Below are 15,605 nucleotides of genomic sequence, written 5' to 3'. Positions count from 1 at the left end.
ACCAACAATCGGATAATCACCAACAACAGGGAAATATCATGAGGAAACTTCTTGCAATTGGGCTTGCCACATTGCTGGCCTCACCCGTGGCGGCGCAGAGCCGGGATCTGACCGTCACCGCATGGGGCGGCGCGGTGCAGGATGCAAAGCGCGACATCATGTTCACGCCTTTTGGCACCGAAAAGGGCATCCGGGTTCTGGATGATGTCTATGATGGCGGCTGGGCACCCTTCAAGGCGATGCAGGATACCGGCGTCATTCCGTGGGATGTGGTGCAGGTCGAAACGGCCGAACTGGTGCGCGGCTGTGAAGAGGGCATCTTCATGCCCATCGACTGGACGAAGATCGGGCCGAAAGACAGCTTCTACGACGCAGCTGTGTCCGAATGTGGCGTCGGCACCGTGATCTGGTCTGTGGTGATGGCCTTCAACGAAAGCACCATCGGGACGGCGCCGACCACCGTGGCGAATTTCTTCGACCTGCAGACCTGGCCGGGCAAGCGCGGCATGCGCCGTGGCCCCAAGATCAATCTTGAATTCGCGCTGATGGCCGATGGGGTTGCCCCTGCGGATGTCTATACGGTGCTGGCGACGCCAGAGGGGGTGGACCGCGCCTTTGCCAAGCTCGACACGATCAAGAGCAGCATTCAGTGGTGGAACTCGGGCGCGCAGCCGGCCGAGTGGCTGGTTTCGGGCGATGTCACCATGGCGCTGGCCTATAACGGTCGCATCTCTGCCGCGCTGGACGAAGGGCGTCCGCTGGGGATCCTGTGGGAAAACACCCTCTATGATGCCGATGCCTGGGTCATTCCGGCCGGCACGCCCTATCCCGATCTGGCGCATGAGCTGATCGCCTATGCGTCGGATGCGCAGCGCCAGGCCGATTTTTCGAACCGCTTCGCCTATGGGCCGACGGTGCCTGCTGCGATGGATCTGGTGGATGCCGCACGGGTGCCGATGTTGCCCGCAGGCGACAATCTGGACACCGCGCTGTTTCTTGGATCAGAGGCGGCGCGCGAATTCTGGCAGGACAATCTGGAAGACCTGACCGTCCGGTTCAACACCTGGTCCGGCGTCTCGAACTGAACGCTCTTGAAGCGCGGCCCCAATGCGGGCCGCGTTTTACTGTCGGCAAGATCAAGGAATTACGGAATGCGGATTGAAACCTCTGTCACGCGGCTTCTGGGGATCGACCTGCCGATCCTGCAGGCGGGGATGTCCTGGGCCTCGTCGAATGCGGCGCTGCCGCTGGCGGTCAGCCGGGCCGGGGGTCTGGGCGTGATTGCCGCGGGGCCGATGTATCCCGCAGCCCTGGCCGAGGCCATAGATACCCTGCGTGCGGGCAGCGACAAGCCGTTTGCCGTCAACATGCCGCTGTATCGCAAGGGCTCTGAAGAGATCCTCGACCTGCTGGAGCAAAAGCGGGTGCCGATCCTGATCGCCTCGCAAGGCGGGCCGGACAAGTATCTGAAACGCTTCAAGGCGCTCGGCACAATCTGCCTGCATGTCGTCGCAAGCGAAGCCCATGCGCTGAGTGCGGCGAACAAGGGCGTTGACGGGCTGATCGTCGTGGGGGGCGAGGCCGGGGGCCATCCGCCCGAGGCATTGGTCTCGACTCTGGTTCTGACGCGGGCGGTGGTCCGGGCGATGGACGGGCGTCTGCCGGTCATCGCCTCGGGCGGGTTCGCCGATGGGGCCGGGCTGGCGGCGGCGCTGGCGCTGGGGGCAGGGGCGGCGAATTTCGGCACCCGCTTCATGGCGACGCCCGAAGCCGGGCTGGCACAGGGGTATAAACAGGCGGTTGTCGCGGCGGGGATCGCCGATACCCGCACTGTCGGGCGCGGGCTGGGCCTCATCCGCGCCATTGCCAATGAGTTCACCGAACGCATGACTGCACTGGAAACCGCCAATGCGCCCGAAGATGACCGCCGCAGCCTGTTCACCGCATCGACCCTGAAGATGGCGGCGCTGGATGGCGATGTTCAGCGCGGCAAGCTTGAGGCCGGGCAGTCTGCCGGTCTGGTGCAGCGGATCCAGCCCGCCGCCGACATCGTGTTCGAGATTGCCCGGGAATATCGGGCGATCGTCGCAGCTCTGCCGCGCTAGGGCCTTGCGCGGGGCAGGGCAGCGTGGGTCTGCCCTGCGGATGTTCCGTGCAGCTTATCCAGCCTAAAACACTTCTGTTTCAAAGGCGGTTTCGGGGGAGGGTGGTTCGTCGCCCTCCTCATGGCCTTTCAACTGTTTCAGATAGTTCAGCGATCCGATGGTGACTTTGTCCAGCAGCGCCATCAGTTGCAACCTTTCCGCGTCGGAAAGCTGGCTCAGCATCGCGCGGTTCCGTTCGCGCGAGGCTTCCAGAATGGCCTGCACAAGATCCTTGCCCTTGGGCGTCAGCCTCAGGTGAACGCTGCGCTTGTCGCGGGGGTTGTCTTCACGCTGGATCATGCCATTCGCCTCCAGCGCCGCGACCGTGCGGCTCATCTGGCTTTTCTGCACGCCCGCGCGCCGGGCCAGCACCTGCAAGGTGGCCACGCCCAGAAAGTCCAGCACGGCCATCGCCCGCCAATCCAGGGTGTTGATCTGGAATTCAGGCCGGATTGTCAGCATGGCGATGCGGCTGGACACACCGGCAAGCCGTTGCAGATTATAGGTAAACAGGTGGCGGATGTCGCCGTTCTTGTCGCCGATGCCGTCAAGCCGTGTTGCCTTGTCCATCTGTCCTACACCTGAATATCAGAACGTTAAAGATCACAACCAGATCGTTGTAACGGTAACCTACTGGCTTTCGTCCGGGAAGCCCAGATGTTCAGACGCGAACTTCAGAACGGCGGCATCAAATCCTGCCGCATTGTCGATGTTGATCGAATGGCCTCCCGGCAGATCCACAATATGCAGACAGGGTATCATAGCGGGCAGTGTGGTGCGCAGCGGCTGGAACCGGCGTTCGTGCTGCCCGTTGACCAGCAAGCCTGGCGGGCGCAGGTGGGCGAGAGTGCGGCCCAATGGCAGATGGGCAAGGCCATGCTCGATCAGCGCGGCATAGGCCAGCGGATCCATGCCCGCCGCATCTTGTGCCAGCCGGTCGCGCAGCTCCGCAGGCCAGAAGCGGGCATGGCTGGGATGCACGGGTTCCTGCAGCAAGGCGTCGGGCTGGCCCGATTTCAACCTTGGCAGGCGCGTGGTCCAATGGCTCAGCACCTGCGCGGGGGTCATGTCCGACACGGCGACGGTGGCATTGGTAAAGATATGAAACGGCACCCGTTCGGGCCATTGCAGGGCATAGCGCAGGGTGAGACCGGCACCAAAGCTCTGGCCACACAGCGCCCAGTTGGTCAGGCCCAGCCGCTGCCGGATGCTGTCCAGCGCCTGAACCAGATGATCTGGGTGCAGTTGATCGGGGGATGGCCGGGCAGGGGAAAGCCCATGCCCCGGCAGATCAACCCTGACCGTGCGGAAAACCCGCCGGAGCGCCGGCAGGTTCGGCAACCAGTGGTTCCGGCTGCTGAGAAGCCCATGCACCAGCAAAAGTGTGGGTTTGCGCGACGGAGGATCCGCGTCGAAATGCAGTTGCTGGCCCATTCCGGTCCCCCTCAGGAGGCGGCGCCAAGCCCCAGGACGCTGGTGAACTTGGTGGTCACGAAGGCCTCCATCCCCTCGGTGCCGCCTTCGGAGCCATAGCCGCTTTCCTTCATGCCGCCAAAAGGCGTTTCCGGGGCCGCGATGCCGAAATGATTGATCGAAATCATGCCGCTCTCCAACTCTGTTGACAGCTTCTCGGCGGTGGCGAAGTTGCGGGTGAAGGCAAAGGCCGCCAGCCCGAAGGGCAGGGCATTGGCCTGTTGGATAGCACTGTCCAGCGATGAAAACGCGCTGACCGGGGCGATCGGGCCAAAGGGCTCTTCCAGCATCAGCGCGGCGTCATCCGGCACATCGGTGAGCACCGTCGGTTCGAAGAAATTGCCCGCGCTGCCATGACGCCGCCCCCCGGCGCGCAGTTTTCCGCCCCGCAGGGTGGCATCGGCCACGAACCGCTCCATCGCGGTCAGGCGGCGCGGGTTGGCCAGCGGACCCATGGTCACGCCCGGCTCGAAGCCGTTGCCAATCTTGATGGCCTTGGCGGCGGTGACCAGCCCGTCGACAAACGCATCATAAAGCGCCTCGTGGACATAGAAACGTGACGGTGCGGCGCAAACCTGACCCGCGTTGCGAAACTTCAGCCCCGCCGCCAGCTTGATTGCAGCCTCCACATCGGCATCTTCGCACACAATGAACGGCGAATGGCCGCCGAGTTCCAGCGTTGCGCGCTTCACCCGCGCTGCTGCCAAGGCACCCAGTTGCCGCCCGACCGGGACCGAGCCGGTGAATGAGATCATGCGGATGCCCGGATGAGGGATCAGATGTTCAGAGATCTGTGCAGGCTGGCCAAAGACCAGATTGACGACACCGGCAGGCAGGCCCGCATCGGCAAAGCAGCGCACCAGCTCCACACAGGAATAGGGCGTTTCCTCGGGGCATTTCACAACGATGGTGCAGCCGGCCCCAAGCGCGCCCGCAATCTTGCGGACGGCCTGGCTGACCGGGAAGTTCCAGGGCGAGAAACCGGCGACCGGGCCGATGGCCTCCTTTCGCGCGATTTGCAGCACACCCGGCATACGGGCGGGGATCATCCGGCCATAAAGCCTGCGGCCCTCTTCTGCCGCCCAGTCAATATGATCCGCCGCGCCGATCACTTCGCCCCGCGCTTCTGCCAGCGGCTTGCCCTGTTCACGCACCATAAGCCGGGCAATCGGATCCGCGCGGTCGCGCAGCAGATCGGCGGCGCGGCGCAGAAGGGTGGATCGGTCATATGCCGACATGCGCGACCAGCCACGGAAGGCATCCGCCGCGGCTTCGGCGGCGCGGTCCAGATCGGCGAGGGTTGCATGGGTGACGCGCCCGGCATCCGGCAGGCCCGATGGGTCGGGCACGGCGGAACTGTCGCGGCCCGATTGCAGCCATTCACCGGCAATATAAAGGGGGGCGGCCTGGGTCATGTACGGGCTCCTGCGGTCGTGGAAGGGTAAAGGCTGCGGGTCATCACAGGATGCCCAGCTCGTCTGCGATCTGGTCCAGCGCGGTCGAGAACCGCTTGTGGACGGCGTCGATCTGGTCGGGGCGGATCACGAGCGGCGGGGCGATGGCGATGGCCGAGCCGAGCGCGCGGCAGACCAGACCCTGCGCGAAGGCGGCCTCCTGCACCTTGGCGGGGATGGCGCGGGCCGGATCGAAGGGCGCGCGCGTCACCTTGTCGGCCACAATCTCGATCCCCCACATCAGGCCGGTGCCGCGCACCTCGCCCACCAGCGGATGATCGGCCAGCGGGGTCAGCAACCCGCCCAGCTGTGCGCCCTTGGCGGCGACACCTGCGATGATGCCATCCTCTTCGTAGATGCGCAGCGCCTCGTTTGCGACGGCGCAGGCAACCGGATGCGCGCCATAGGTATAGCCATGACCGAAGACGCCGATCTTTTCAGACTGCGCTTTCATCGACTGATAGACCGGCTCGGAAATCAGCAACGCCGACAGCGGCATATAGGCGGCGGTCAGCGCCTTGGCGCAGGTGATCATGTCGGGCTCAACCCCGAAGGTCTGACAGCCCCACCAGTTGCCGGTTCGGCCAAAGCCGGTGATGACCTCATCCGCGATCAGCAGAACCTCGTGCTTTTTCAGCACCTTCTGGATCTTCTCGAAATAACCTTTGGGGGGCATGACCGCACCACCCGTGCCCATTGCCGGTTCGGCAAAGAAGGCGGCAACCGTGTCCGGCCCCTCGGCGATGATCAGCGCGTCCAGTTCATTGGCCAGACGGGTCGAGAATTGTTCCTCCGTCTCGTCCGGTTTCCCCTCGCGATAGAAATGCGGGCAGGTCACATGCAGGAAATTCGGCAGCGGCAGGTGAAAATCGCGGTGCAGATGCGGCAGGCCGGTGATGGAGGCCGAGGCGATGGAGGTGCCGTGATACCCACGGTTGCGGCCGATGATCTTGCGTTTTTCCGGGCGGCCCTGCGCGGCAAAGTGATACCAGACCAGCTTGATCGCGGTGTCATTCGCCTCGGACCCCGAGGATTGGAACAGCACCTTGGACATTGGCACCGGCGCGATCTCCAGCAGCGTTTCGGCCAGCTGAATCCCCGGCTCGGTCGCGCGATGGGCGAAGTTCTGGTAATAGGGCAGCACCCCCATCTGCCGGGTCGCGGCCTCGGCCAGCCGGGATTCGCTGAGCCCGAGGGCGGTGCACCACAGGCCGGACATGCCCTCGATATAGGTCTTTCCGTTGGTGTCGGTGATCTCGACCCCCTGACCCGATGCCATCACAACCGGCCCGGTCTTTTCATGCAGCGACAGGTTGGTCTGCGGGTGAAGTTGACTTGCAATGTCGCGGTCGCGGAGCGAGTTGGAAAGCATGATCCTGATCCCTTGTGCGGTTCTGATCCCATGAGACAGCGAATATCATTGATCAACAATCCGATACTTTCTAACATCAGTGGAAAGCTGAGGTTATCAATCAATGACAGAGCGCGACCTGTTCAAAGGCCTGCCAGAGTTCCTTGCCGTGGCCAGGACGAAGAACTTCCGAAAGGCCGCACAAGGGCTTGGGGTCAGTTCGGTGGCGGTCGGGGCCACGGTCCGGCAGTTGGAAGAGCGGCTTGCCTCCAAGCTGTTTCACCGGACAACGCGGCGGGTGGAGCTGACATCAGCCGGGTTGCTGCTGCTGGAACGTCTTGGTCCCTTGGCCGAAGGTCTGGAGGAAACGCTGAAGGATCTGCAGGACCGCCGCGCCGAACTGGGGGGCACCTTGCGGATCTGTGTGCAGGCGCTGGCACTGGAAACCGTGCTGGATCCGGCGTTGGAACTGTTCGCGGCCCGCCATCCCGGCGTTGCGGTCCATGCCGAAATTCGCGAGGGACGCCCCGACCTGCTGGCCGAGGGCTTCGACATGGGCATCCGGCTGGGCGAGTATATTCAGAGCGACATGCTGGCCGCCCGGATTCCGCAACCCGTCAACTGGCGGGTCGTCGCGACGCGGGCCTATCTGGAGCGGCATGGCCGCCCCGAGGTGCCCAAGGATGTGATGGCGCATCACTGTATCCGCCGCCATCTTCCGGGGCAGGAACAGCCCTATCGGTGGGAATTTGCCATCAACAGCCGGATCATCGAACTCGAACCGCCGGGCAAGATGACCGTCGCGGCCTTCTCGACGGCGATGCGGCTGGTTGGGGCCGGGCTGGGCCTTGGTTATCTGACCGAGAGCATGTGCCGCGAGCTTGCCACCGTGGCGGATATTCAGGAGGTGCTGACCGGCTACATGCCGCCGCCAAACTATCTTTACACCTATTTCAGCCCCGCCAACCGCGAGAACCGCCGCGTGCGCGCCTTTGTCGAGTGCATCCGTGCGCTGGACTCCGTACCGAGCCCGTGACCGGGTTGCCCTGCGCCCGTGGTCGTTCGGGCTTTGCTAGCCCTGCTCCAGTGGCAGTTCGGTGGTCAGCGCTTCCGTTATGTCGCCCAAACCCACCTTCCGCCCCACGCGGCGCGCTGCCGTTCGGTGCGATGGCTTGCTGTCCGACGCGCAGTTTGAGACCGTGATCTATGCTCGCGAGGCGCATGGCGCAGATTTCGCAGGTTCTTGGACCGTCGATGAAACCAGCGGCAGCGTCTCTGCCGCCCCGCGAATGCCAAGGACGTCGTCCGCTTCCACCGTTGCTTCTTCCTCGGCGCGGATAAAGGCCGACAGTCGGCAGAGATCCTGCTCGACACTTGGGCGCGAGGCCGCCACAAGGCGCTCGGGATATCTAAGACCGACAAGCTTCTGGAAGATGCGCTGCGCGACTGGTCGGCCGTTGCCCAGGAGCGCCTGCTGGTCCCGCCGCTGTCGCGCTTCGCAGAAGGCCGCGACATCCCGCTCGCCGAGGGCATCCTGTTTCGGAACTTATACTACCTTCCTCACCTCACCGTTTGGATTTCTCACAATGCGGATCGCATGGTTCGTTTATATTAATTCACATCACTTTGATCTGAACGCACATTGCGGGTATCGGAAACCGGATCACGCAAATCTTATTGCGCAAGGTGTGCCTCTTTAATTTTTTGTCTGATTGCTGAATGCGTATGTCTTTTATCTGATCACGTAAGGCGTGTCTCGCAAAGCACAATCCTGAACACATATCCCTGATGCCATAAAACGCATCCCACACATCCTTTCTCCGGACACTGAACGCTGAACGCGAGGCTCCGCACGTTAAACAAACAAGGCTTTAAGTCCATATTCACAAGGAAAACCCACCTCTGGCCACGTGGCTCGGGGTGCGCCGTCCCTGGTTAACCTTGTGTATTGCGCGATCAGCGAAACGCATTCAGTGGCGGGGGATTTACGCAAGACGGTGCAATCTGAAAGGGAATAAACATCGCAGAGGTTGTGCTTGAAAGGGAGGTGTAGGAAGGGGTAAGGAAGAGTGGCAGGAAATGCGATATGTCTACAAATAATCGGTGGCGGAAGTTGGTGGTAAAATCAGAGCCTCGCAAAGCGCGACTGAAGTCGCAGCCCAATGTCTTGGCGGGAGTTGGCAATGGAATTGCTGACCCTGCAGCGCAGCAAGGCGCCGGATGCCGTCGGCAAGCTGTGGCGCTGTTCCGCAAGTTTGCGGAACCTCAGGAGGGCGCGCGCCGTGGTTAAGCTTGGATCGCGTCCCGTCGGGTTGGCAGAGGCTGTTCTCGGCGAGATCAACGTCCTGCGGCCTCAGCGGGGCGGGGTGAAGGCGGGCAACGCCGCGCCCAAACACGGGTTCAGCTTTTCGAGCCGGGCCAGCCAGCTGTGGCGGTTCTCGCTGGGCTCAAGCGCGGCGGTGCTCAAGAAGATCGGCAAGGGCGGGACGGCCAACGCCAAAGAGCTGGCGGCGCAGATGGACTATCTGTTTTCGAAGTCGGCCTCGATCTTCGGCAACGGGGTCGTGCTGGATGCCGACGCCAAGGGGCTGACGAAGGACGAGCGCAACGAAATTGTGGGGGACTGGGTCGAGGACTGGCGTGGCGCGCCCAAGAACGGCCACACCACCCATCTGCTGATGAGCTTCCCGTCGCATGTGCGACCGGAGAAGGCAAAGCTGATCGCCGAGGCCTGGGCCTTCGAGATGTTCCAGTCGGGCGCGCATCAGGATGATGTCTGGGCCTATGTCGCGGCCCTGCACAGCGACAAGGCGCATCCGCATGTCCACATGGTCGTCAACAACCGGGGCACGGTGAAGGACAGCTGGTTCTACATGGCCAAGGAGCATGCCTTCAACCTGGAGGTCATGAAGGCGCGCATGGTGGCGATCGCGGCCGAGGAGGGCGTGTTTCTCGATGCCACCTCGCGGGCCGAGCGCGGCTTGCTGACTTATGGGCCGTCGCGCGCAGAAATCGAACGGGCCCGCGTTGAAGGCCGAGCGCCCGGGGAACGGCCGCGCGAGGGCAAGGCTCTGGAGGATGCCTTGGTCACAATGGCGCGCACGGCGGATGCGATGCGCAGCTTGCAACATGTGGCGGCCCTGACGGGTCTGCCGGAGATTGGCGAGAAGATCGCCAGGGCGGAAGAGGCCCTGCGGCGGGGTGGGGTGTTGCAGCCGTTTCCGGGTGATGTGGCGACAGCGGAGCGGGCCGATCTGGACCGGCATTTCAGCGGCTGGATGGCAGATGCCGAGGGCAAGATCCGGAAGATGCCTGTCGCTGAGCGCAAGGATATGCGGGACGAGCTTTATGGCTATGCCATCGACATCGCCAAGGGGTTGGGCGACGCTCGTGGGGCGCAGCTGTTGCAGATGCTGCCACAGACCAAACTTTACGCAACGGGTCTTGAAGGTGACCGGCTGATACAGGGAAGGGAGGCTTTTGATCTGCAGCCAGGGGCCACGGATCGGCTGAAATCGGACATTGTCGGCAAAGCGGTGGGCTTGGGTCTCAGCGGTGACCGGGTGGCCGAGCGGCTGGAAACCGGTGCCGCCAATGCCTGGGAAGAACGCCACTGGGTGCGCAGTGACTTGGCAACCCTGTCCGGGCGGCGGCGTGCCGACCTTCGCACCCCGGATCAAAGCCGGACGGTCGTGGGTGATCTCGAAGGCTTCTATCAAGCGGCGGCCAAGTTGATTGAGCATGCCCGCGCGCACGAGGTGGTGCCGGACAATGCGCGGTTGCTGCGCGCCCTCGGGTCGATGGGCCGTATCATGCAAGCGGATGGCAAGGTCGAGTTCCGGGGAGATGCCCATGTGGAGCAGTTCACCGATGAGCTGCGGCAGCGGTATGGCAAAGGGATTGTGGCTGAGCTCGCCAGCGGGCGGACGGATGCGCTGACTGGTGATTTCGAGGATGCGGACCAGCGGAAGTGGATCGCGCGGGCAGTCGTCTCGGCGGCAAAGTCGCATGTGGCGTTCGGGCTGACGCTCAAAGAGGCACGGCACGCTGAGCGAAGTTTGCCAGACCGAATTGATCGCCAAGCTAAAACGGACTGGGAGTGGTGATCGACGTGGTGGGCGGAAAGCCGTCATGCGGCAATGCGGCATGGTGATCGCAGAAAAACAAGGACGCTGCCATTTGCGCAGCCCGCATAGAGCGGCAGCGCCAATCTCACCGGAACCGAGCAAGCCACCGCGCCAGTTGCGCTGAACGAGGCCGCACCGTCGGATCGTCACACAAGAATTCTACCGCCGCCGCCAAGATGTCGCCGCCGCATCGCGCCAATCGCTTGAGTTTATCGATCACCCAGAGCGCCCATGCACACGGCGGCCGTCATCCGCCGCCACGCTGCGCTGCAGTCCGTAACCGGTCACCAAGATTGTGTGATCAAGACATCCTGTAGTGACGAGGCAGAAACAGTCATTGGCCGAGAGCTTCGGATAGCTCGTCTTGATGGCGAAGGCTTCGGCAACCCGTTCGGGCGGCAGATTGAAGATCGCGATACCTGCGTCCAACACCGCACATTCCGGCGGGGTGAACCGGATAGGTTCGGATTCCCAAACGGGCAAGGGAATGACCAGCCGGACTTACACGTGTGGGCCATCACCAAAAATGCGCAGCTTGAACTTGCGCGTATCCTCTGGATCCGGCGTCTCGCCACAAAAGGCCTCGATGTAATCCGGCAGCAAGGCCATGCGTTCCTGAGCAGTTTCCTGGATTTCGACCGCGTAGTAACCGAGTTGCATGAAATAGAGTGTCCGGGCGCGGACGATGGCTTGCGTCGGGTTGGCTCCAAAGCGGGCGAAGAGTGCGGCGATTGCCTGCAGACGAAGGGTGTCGGCATTTGCGACCTCTTCAGCGACAGCATCCGACCGGCGCGCCCATTCACGCATGGCAAAATCCAGCCTTGCATCGAATAGCTTCGCGTCTGCCCAACAGTCGAAGATGTTTAGAACGCCTTGCGAAATCCTTGTTGCAGGGCGCGTGGCCCGATCGACGATCGCGGCGGTGTTCTTGGACTGCCAACGCGCCAGAAGTTCGGCAAGAAGCGCGTCACGGTCCTTGAAGAACCAGTAGAAGTTTGACCGAGAACAGCCCAGTCGCTCGGCCAGCGCCAGGATTTTCACCTCGCCGGCGCCCTTTTCGATCAGGATCGTCAGGGCGGCGTTGATCCAGTCGTCACGGGTGGTGCTTACGGGCGCTTCGGCCATTGCGGTCAATCCTCGGGTGGCATGCCGCCTGCTTCTATCGCCCGCGCGACATAAGGGGCAAGGCGGTCAGCGATCCCGATGCAGGCGGCGGGGGGCGTGTAGTCAGCCAACGCCTTCTGCCACAGGACTGTAGCCCGCTGATCGGCACGCAATGCGCCGTTTTCCACCCAAAGTCCGTGGTTCGTCAGGTCTGCAACAAGTGGCGCGTAGAAAGCCGTCTGATAGCGTTCCATCGTGTGTTGTGCGGCAAAGAAATGCCCACCGGGGGCTACCTCGGCTATTGCGTCATAGGCCAAGGCTGCGGTGTCTGCTGCGGCGGGGCGGCACAGTTCGGCAAGGGTCTGCAACGCTTCGACGTCCAGAATGAATTTCTCATAGCCAAAGGATAGACCGCCCTCCAGCCAGCCCGCCGCATGGACGGTGACGGTTGCCTGCGCCAGCATCGCCGCCCACAGTGCGTTGACGGTTTCGGTGGCGCCTTGGGCGTCGGCGGTGTTCGAGGCCGCGCCGGTGGCCGAGCGCCAGGGCAGGCCGATGTGACGCGCCAGCTGGCCAGAGCCCAAGTTTGCGCGGATATGTTCGGGTGTCCCGAAGGCCGGAGAGCCAGACTTCATGTCGACGTTCGACGAAAACCCGCCATAGGCAACCGGCGCGCCGGGGCGGGCCAATTGTGCCAAGGTGATGCCCGCCAGCGCCTCGGCATGTTGCAGGACCAGCGCCCCCGCCACGGTCACCGGTGCCATGGCCCCCGCAAGGCAGAAGGGCGTAATCAGAGTCATTTGTCCGGCGCGAGCAAAATCGATGATCCCACGCGCCATTGGAATATCCAGTTGGCGGGGCGAGTTGGAATTGATGACCGTCGTGGCCCAGACACCGTCGTTAAAGCCTGCCTCATCCAGCCCATGCGCCAGCCGGATCATTTCGAACGATTGTTCAACCTGCCCGCGTCCACGGGCATAGACGAACAGAGGTTTGGTGCAGTTGGTCAATTGATCCTGCATCAGCGCATAGTGGCGCTGGTGGATCGGCACATCCTGCGGCTCGGCGGATGGTCCGTGCATATGGATGACATCAAAACTTTGCTGCAGGCGCAAGGTTTCGACAAAGCTTTCCCGGCTGCCCGGACGACGGCCGCGCAAAGCGTCGGTCACATTGGGGCAGCCTGACCCCGCCATGAACAGAGCGGCGCCCGGCTCGAACATCTGTTCATGCGCGGGATCGGCGGCGCGCAGGCGGATCGAACGTGGCGCGGTGTTAAGGGCCGCCGTCACGATGTCGCGCCCAATGCGGACCATTTGGGTGTCATCATCCACTAAGGCACCGCCTGCCCGCAGGATATCGCGGGCTTCGGGCAGCAGGATTCGGATGCCCAGATTTTCCAGCACCTTCAGGGCGGTGTCGTGCATGTTGGCGATTTCGTCGTCGGAAAACGCGCCTTGCGGGGCAAAGGGGTGGCGCAGATGGCCATAGCCTGCGCGGCTGGGCGCAGGGCTACGGTCACGGCGGCGGCGAGGCGCCTCGGTCATGCGCGCATCCTTTCACCGGTTGAATCATAGGGCGACAGCGGTATCACCGTGGCCCCCCGTTCGCGGCCAACCACATGGACGGTGAGCGCAGTGCCAACCTCGGCCAGATCGGCGCGCACCTGCGCCAAGGCAAGGCTCGCCCCAACCCGGTGGCCATAGCCGCCCGAGGTGGTAAAGCCCACCTTCACACCATTCTGCCAGACCGGTTCAAACCCCGAAGCATCAGCCCCATCGGCATCGACCCGAAGCATCACCAGCTTGCGCGCGGGCGGCGGCGCGGCAATGAAGGCGTCGCGCCCGATGAAGGCGGGTTTGCCCGCGACCCAACGGTCAAGGCCGGTCATGGCGGGGGTGTAGCCCTGCCCGTATTCGGCGTTCCAGATGCCGATGGATTTCTCCAGCCGCAGCGACAACATGCCGGCAAAGCCGATCTCGCGCAGGCCAAACCCGGCGCCTGCCTGCAGCAACTGACGGCGCAGGGTGGCGTGATAGGCGGCGGGGACGTTAATTTCATAGGCCAGCTCGCCCGACAGTGACAGCCGGGCAATGCGGGTGCGGGTCAGGCCCACATCCACCTCGGCGCAGCCCATCATAGGTAGCGACAGTGGGCCGGTCAGTGTTTCGATCACCGCACGTGCATTAGGGCCTTGAACCGAGAAACCCAGCCAGTCATCCGACAGATCGCGCACCACAGCCCCCGCCAGGGCATGATCGGCAAACCAGCGCAGATGGAAGCTGCGAAGGTAATACGACCCCATCAGCCAATACCGCCCGTCGCCCCAGTTGAACACGGTCAGATCGCCCTTCAACCGACCATCCTCGGCCAGCATCGGCGCAATCCGCGCACGGCCCGCGGCGGGCAGTTTGCAGGCCAAAAGCGTGTCCAGCCAAGCCTCTGCCTGCGGACCCGATACCTCATACCGCGCAAAGCCTGAAATATCGAGCAAACCGGCGGCATCGCGCACGGCCAGCGCCTCGGCGGCGATCACCGGAAAGGCGGTGGATCGTTTCAGGGTGCCGGGTTCGGCGAAATCCTTCGAGGGCGCGAAGTAAAGCGGCACCTCCAGACCCCAGGACACGCCCCACCGACAACCTGCATCGGTCATCTCGGTATGGGCGGGCGTGGTTTTCAGCGGACGCGCGGCGGGAAGTTGTTCATTCGGAAAGGTCATCACAAAGCGGCGGGAATAGAACTGGCCTGTCGTCGCCTTCAGATATTCGCGGTTGGAATGGAAGGCGCCATAGCGGGCAACGTCCATGCCGTAGACGTCCTGCTCGGTCGCGCCATGGATCATCCATTCTGCCAACGCCTTGCCCACGCCGCCGCCTTGGCTGAACCCTGCCATCACGCCACAAGCCACCCAATAGCCGCGCGGACCCACCGGCCCGACCAGCGGGTTACCATCGGGGGTAAAGGTGAAAGCGCCGTTGATCCACCGCTTGATGCCGGTCTTGGCCAGCGCCGGGTAGCGCGCGAAGGCGACCTCAAGTTCCGGCGCGATACGGTCCACATCTTCGGGGATCAGCTCCATCCCGTAATCCCACGGCGCGCCGTCCATCTGCTAGTGGCGCGGGTTTTGCTCATAGACGCCCAGCAGATAGCCCTTGGCCTCTTGCCGCGCGTAAGAAAAGCCGTCCAGATCAACCGTCACGGGCAACTCGTGCGAAAGGGCCGCCACTTCAGGGATGGTCTCGGTGACCAGATAGTGATGCTCCATCGGTGTCACCGGCAGATCAAGACCGACCATATGCCCCACCTGTTTCGCCCACAGCCCGCCTGCGTTCACCACATGCTCGGCAAAGATGCGGCCTTGTTCGGTATCGATGTCAAAGCCACCCGTGGCGCGCGGGGTGATCGCCAGCACACGGTTGCGCAAAATCACATCCGCGCCGCGTTTCTGCGCCGCCTTGGCATAGGCGTGGGTCGTGCCGTTCGGGTCAAGATAGCCCTCGGCTACGTCATGCAAGCCGCCCTTGATGCCGGTCATGTCCAGCAAGGGGTTCATCGCCGCAATCTCGTCCGGCGTCACAAGGCGCGAGGTTTCGATGCCAATGGCCTGAAACACCGCCCAAGCCGACTGTAACCACTCCCACCGGTCAGGATTACTGGCAAAGGTAACGCCGCCGGTCATATGCAACCCGCATGACTGGCCGCTTTCGGCCTCGATCTCGGGGTAAAGCCGAATGGTGTAATCTTGCAGTGCCGCGATATTCGGATCGGCATTCAGCGCGTGAAAACCCGCTGCGGCGTGCCATGTCGAGCCGGCGGTCAGTTCCGCCCGTTCGATCAGCGCCACATCGGACCAGCCGAATTTCGCAAGGTGATAAAGCACCGAGGCCCCCACCACACCGCCGCCGATCACCACCGCCCGATACTGCGCTTTCATTGGAATCCTCCGCCTCAT

11 protein-coding genes and 2 pseudogenes are annotated in these 15,605 nt (G+C 63.1%); 5 read left to right on the top strand and 8 right to left on the bottom strand.

Translation table 11 applies throughout. The features are described from left to right. The first annotated feature begins 38 nt into the window (after window positions 1-38). Window positions 39-1,085, top strand: a complete 1,047-nt coding sequence (locus KM031_RS17815; RefSeq protein WP_215505170.1) for an ABC transporter substrate-binding protein — start codon at window positions 39-41, stop codon at window positions 1,083-1,085. A 66-nt stretch (window positions 1,086-1,151) separates the two neighbouring features. Next, a complete protein-coding gene (locus KM031_RS17810; protein ID WP_215505171.1) occupies window positions 1,152-2,105 on the top strand; it encodes an NAD(P)H-dependent flavin oxidoreductase in 954 nt (317 codons plus the stop codon). 63 nt (window positions 2,106-2,168) lie between these two features. On the opposite strand, the gene KM031_RS17805 is transcribed toward KM031_RS17810, so the two are convergent. From KM031_RS17805 to KM031_RS17790, 4 genes are read right to left on the bottom strand one after another with little or no spacing between them, the layout of a single operon-like run. Next, window positions 2,169-2,714, bottom strand: coding sequence for a MarR family winged helix-turn-helix transcriptional regulator (locus KM031_RS17805; RefSeq protein ID WP_215505172.1), 546 nt, complete (start codon window positions 2,712-2,714; stop codon window positions 2,169-2,171). Window positions 2,715-2,774: 60 nt separating this feature from the next. Further along, window positions 2,775-3,578, bottom strand: coding sequence for an alpha/beta fold hydrolase (locus tag KM031_RS17800; protein WP_215505173.1), 804 nt, complete (start codon window positions 3,576-3,578; stop codon window positions 2,775-2,777). An 11-nt stretch (window positions 3,579-3,589) separates the two neighbouring features. Beyond that, window positions 3,590-5,032 carry an NAD-dependent succinate-semialdehyde dehydrogenase gene (locus tag KM031_RS17795; protein WP_215505174.1) on the bottom strand — a complete coding sequence of 481 codons (1,443 nt, stop codon included), beginning with the start codon at window positions 5,030-5,032 and terminating at the stop codon, window positions 3,590-3,592. A gap of 43 nt (window positions 5,033-5,075) precedes the next feature. Then, complete coding sequence (locus tag KM031_RS17790) at window positions 5,076-6,443, bottom strand: aminotransferase (RefSeq protein WP_215505175.1); 1,368 nt, start codon at window positions 6,441-6,443, stop codon at window positions 5,076-5,078. Window positions 6,444-6,546: 103 nt separating this feature from the next. Between KM031_RS17790 and KM031_RS17785 the strand changes: the two genes are divergently transcribed. From KM031_RS17785 to KM031_RS17775, 3 genes and pseudogenes are all read left to right on the top strand, one after another. Then, on the top strand, window positions 6,547-7,458 hold the full coding sequence (locus tag KM031_RS17785; RefSeq protein ID WP_215505176.1) for a LysR family transcriptional regulator: 912 nt from the start codon (window positions 6,547-6,549) through the stop codon (window positions 7,456-7,458). A 40-nt stretch (window positions 7,459-7,498) separates the two neighbouring features. After that, window positions 7,499-7,962 (top strand): annotated as a pseudogene (locus KM031_RS17780) (strawberry notch-like NTP hydrolase domain-containing protein); the annotation flags it as partial. Window positions 7,963-8,605: 643 nt separating this feature from the next. Further along, complete coding sequence (locus KM031_RS17775) at window positions 8,606-10,528, top strand: relaxase/mobilization nuclease domain-containing protein (RefSeq protein WP_215505177.1); 1,923 nt, start codon at window positions 8,606-8,608, stop codon at window positions 10,526-10,528. A gap of 237 nt (window positions 10,529-10,765) precedes the next feature. On the opposite strand, the gene KM031_RS17770 is transcribed toward KM031_RS17775, so the two are convergent. The 4 genes and pseudogenes from KM031_RS17770 to KM031_RS17755 all read right to left on the bottom strand — a co-directional run bounded on the left by KM031_RS17770 (window position 10,766) and on the right by KM031_RS17755 (window position 15,587). Continuing rightward, window positions 10,766-10,978, bottom strand: a complete 213-nt coding sequence (locus KM031_RS17770; RefSeq protein ID WP_215505178.1) for a PIN domain-containing protein — start codon at window positions 10,976-10,978, stop codon at window positions 10,766-10,768. Window positions 10,979-11,050: 72 nt separating this feature from the next. Beyond that, window positions 11,051-11,674: a TetR/AcrR family transcriptional regulator gene (locus tag KM031_RS17765; RefSeq protein ID WP_215505179.1), complete on the bottom strand. Its 624-nt coding sequence runs from the start codon at window positions 11,672-11,674 to the stop codon at window positions 11,051-11,053. A 5-nt stretch (window positions 11,675-11,679) separates the two neighbouring features. Then, complete coding sequence (locus KM031_RS17760; protein ID WP_215505180.1) at window positions 11,680-13,200, bottom strand: trimethylamine methyltransferase family protein; 1,521 nt, start codon at window positions 13,198-13,200, stop codon at window positions 11,680-11,682. After that, a pseudogene (locus KM031_RS17755) lies at window positions 13,197-15,587 on the bottom strand (GcvT family protein). Before KM031_RS17755 ends, KM031_RS17760 begins: the two are co-directional and overlap by 4 nt. Window positions 15,588-15,605 lie beyond the last annotated feature (18 nt).

The sequence above is a fragment of the Gemmobacter fulvus genome (assembly GCF_018798885.1).
In the GTDB taxonomy this organism is placed as follows: Bacteria; Pseudomonadota; Alphaproteobacteria; order Rhodobacterales; family Rhodobacteraceae; genus Gemmobacter; species Gemmobacter fulvus.
This window is presented reverse-complemented; position numbering and strand designations above follow the sequence as displayed.

Bases quoted from the DNA above. Each gene is read 5' to 3' on its own strand.
- KM031_RS17815 (WP_215505170.1), top strand. From the start codon at position 39: ATGAGGAAACTTCTTGCAATTGGGCTTGCCACATTGCTGGCCTCACCC.
- KM031_RS17810 (WP_215505171.1), top strand. From the start codon at position 1,152: ATGCGGATTGAAACCTCTGTCACGCGGCTTCTGGGGATCGACCTGCCG.
- KM031_RS17805 (WP_215505172.1), bottom strand. From the start codon at position 2,714: ATGGACAAGGCAACACGGCTTGACGGCATCGGCGACAAGAACGGCGAC.
- KM031_RS17800 (WP_215505173.1), bottom strand. From the start codon at position 3,578: ATGGGCCAGCAACTGCATTTCGACGCGGATCCTCCGTCGCGCAAACCC.
- KM031_RS17795 (WP_215505174.1), bottom strand. From the start codon at position 5,032: ATGACCCAGGCCGCCCCCCTTTATATTGCCGGTGAATGGCTGCAATCG.
- KM031_RS17790 (WP_215505175.1), bottom strand. From the start codon at position 6,443: ATGCTTTCCAACTCGCTCCGCGACCGCGACATTGCAAGTCAACTTCAC.
- KM031_RS17785 (WP_215505176.1), top strand. From the start codon at position 6,547: ATGACAGAGCGCGACCTGTTCAAAGGCCTGCCAGAGTTCCTTGCCGTG.
- KM031_RS17775 (WP_215505177.1), top strand. From the start codon at position 8,606: ATGGAATTGCTGACCCTGCAGCGCAGCAAGGCGCCGGATGCCGTCGGC.
- KM031_RS17765 (WP_215505179.1), bottom strand. From the start codon at position 11,674: ATGGCCGAAGCGCCCGTAAGCACCACCCGTGACGACTGGATCAACGCC.
- KM031_RS17760 (WP_215505180.1), bottom strand. From the start codon at position 13,200: ATGACCGAGGCGCCTCGCCGCCGCCGTGACCGTAGCCCTGCGCCCAGC.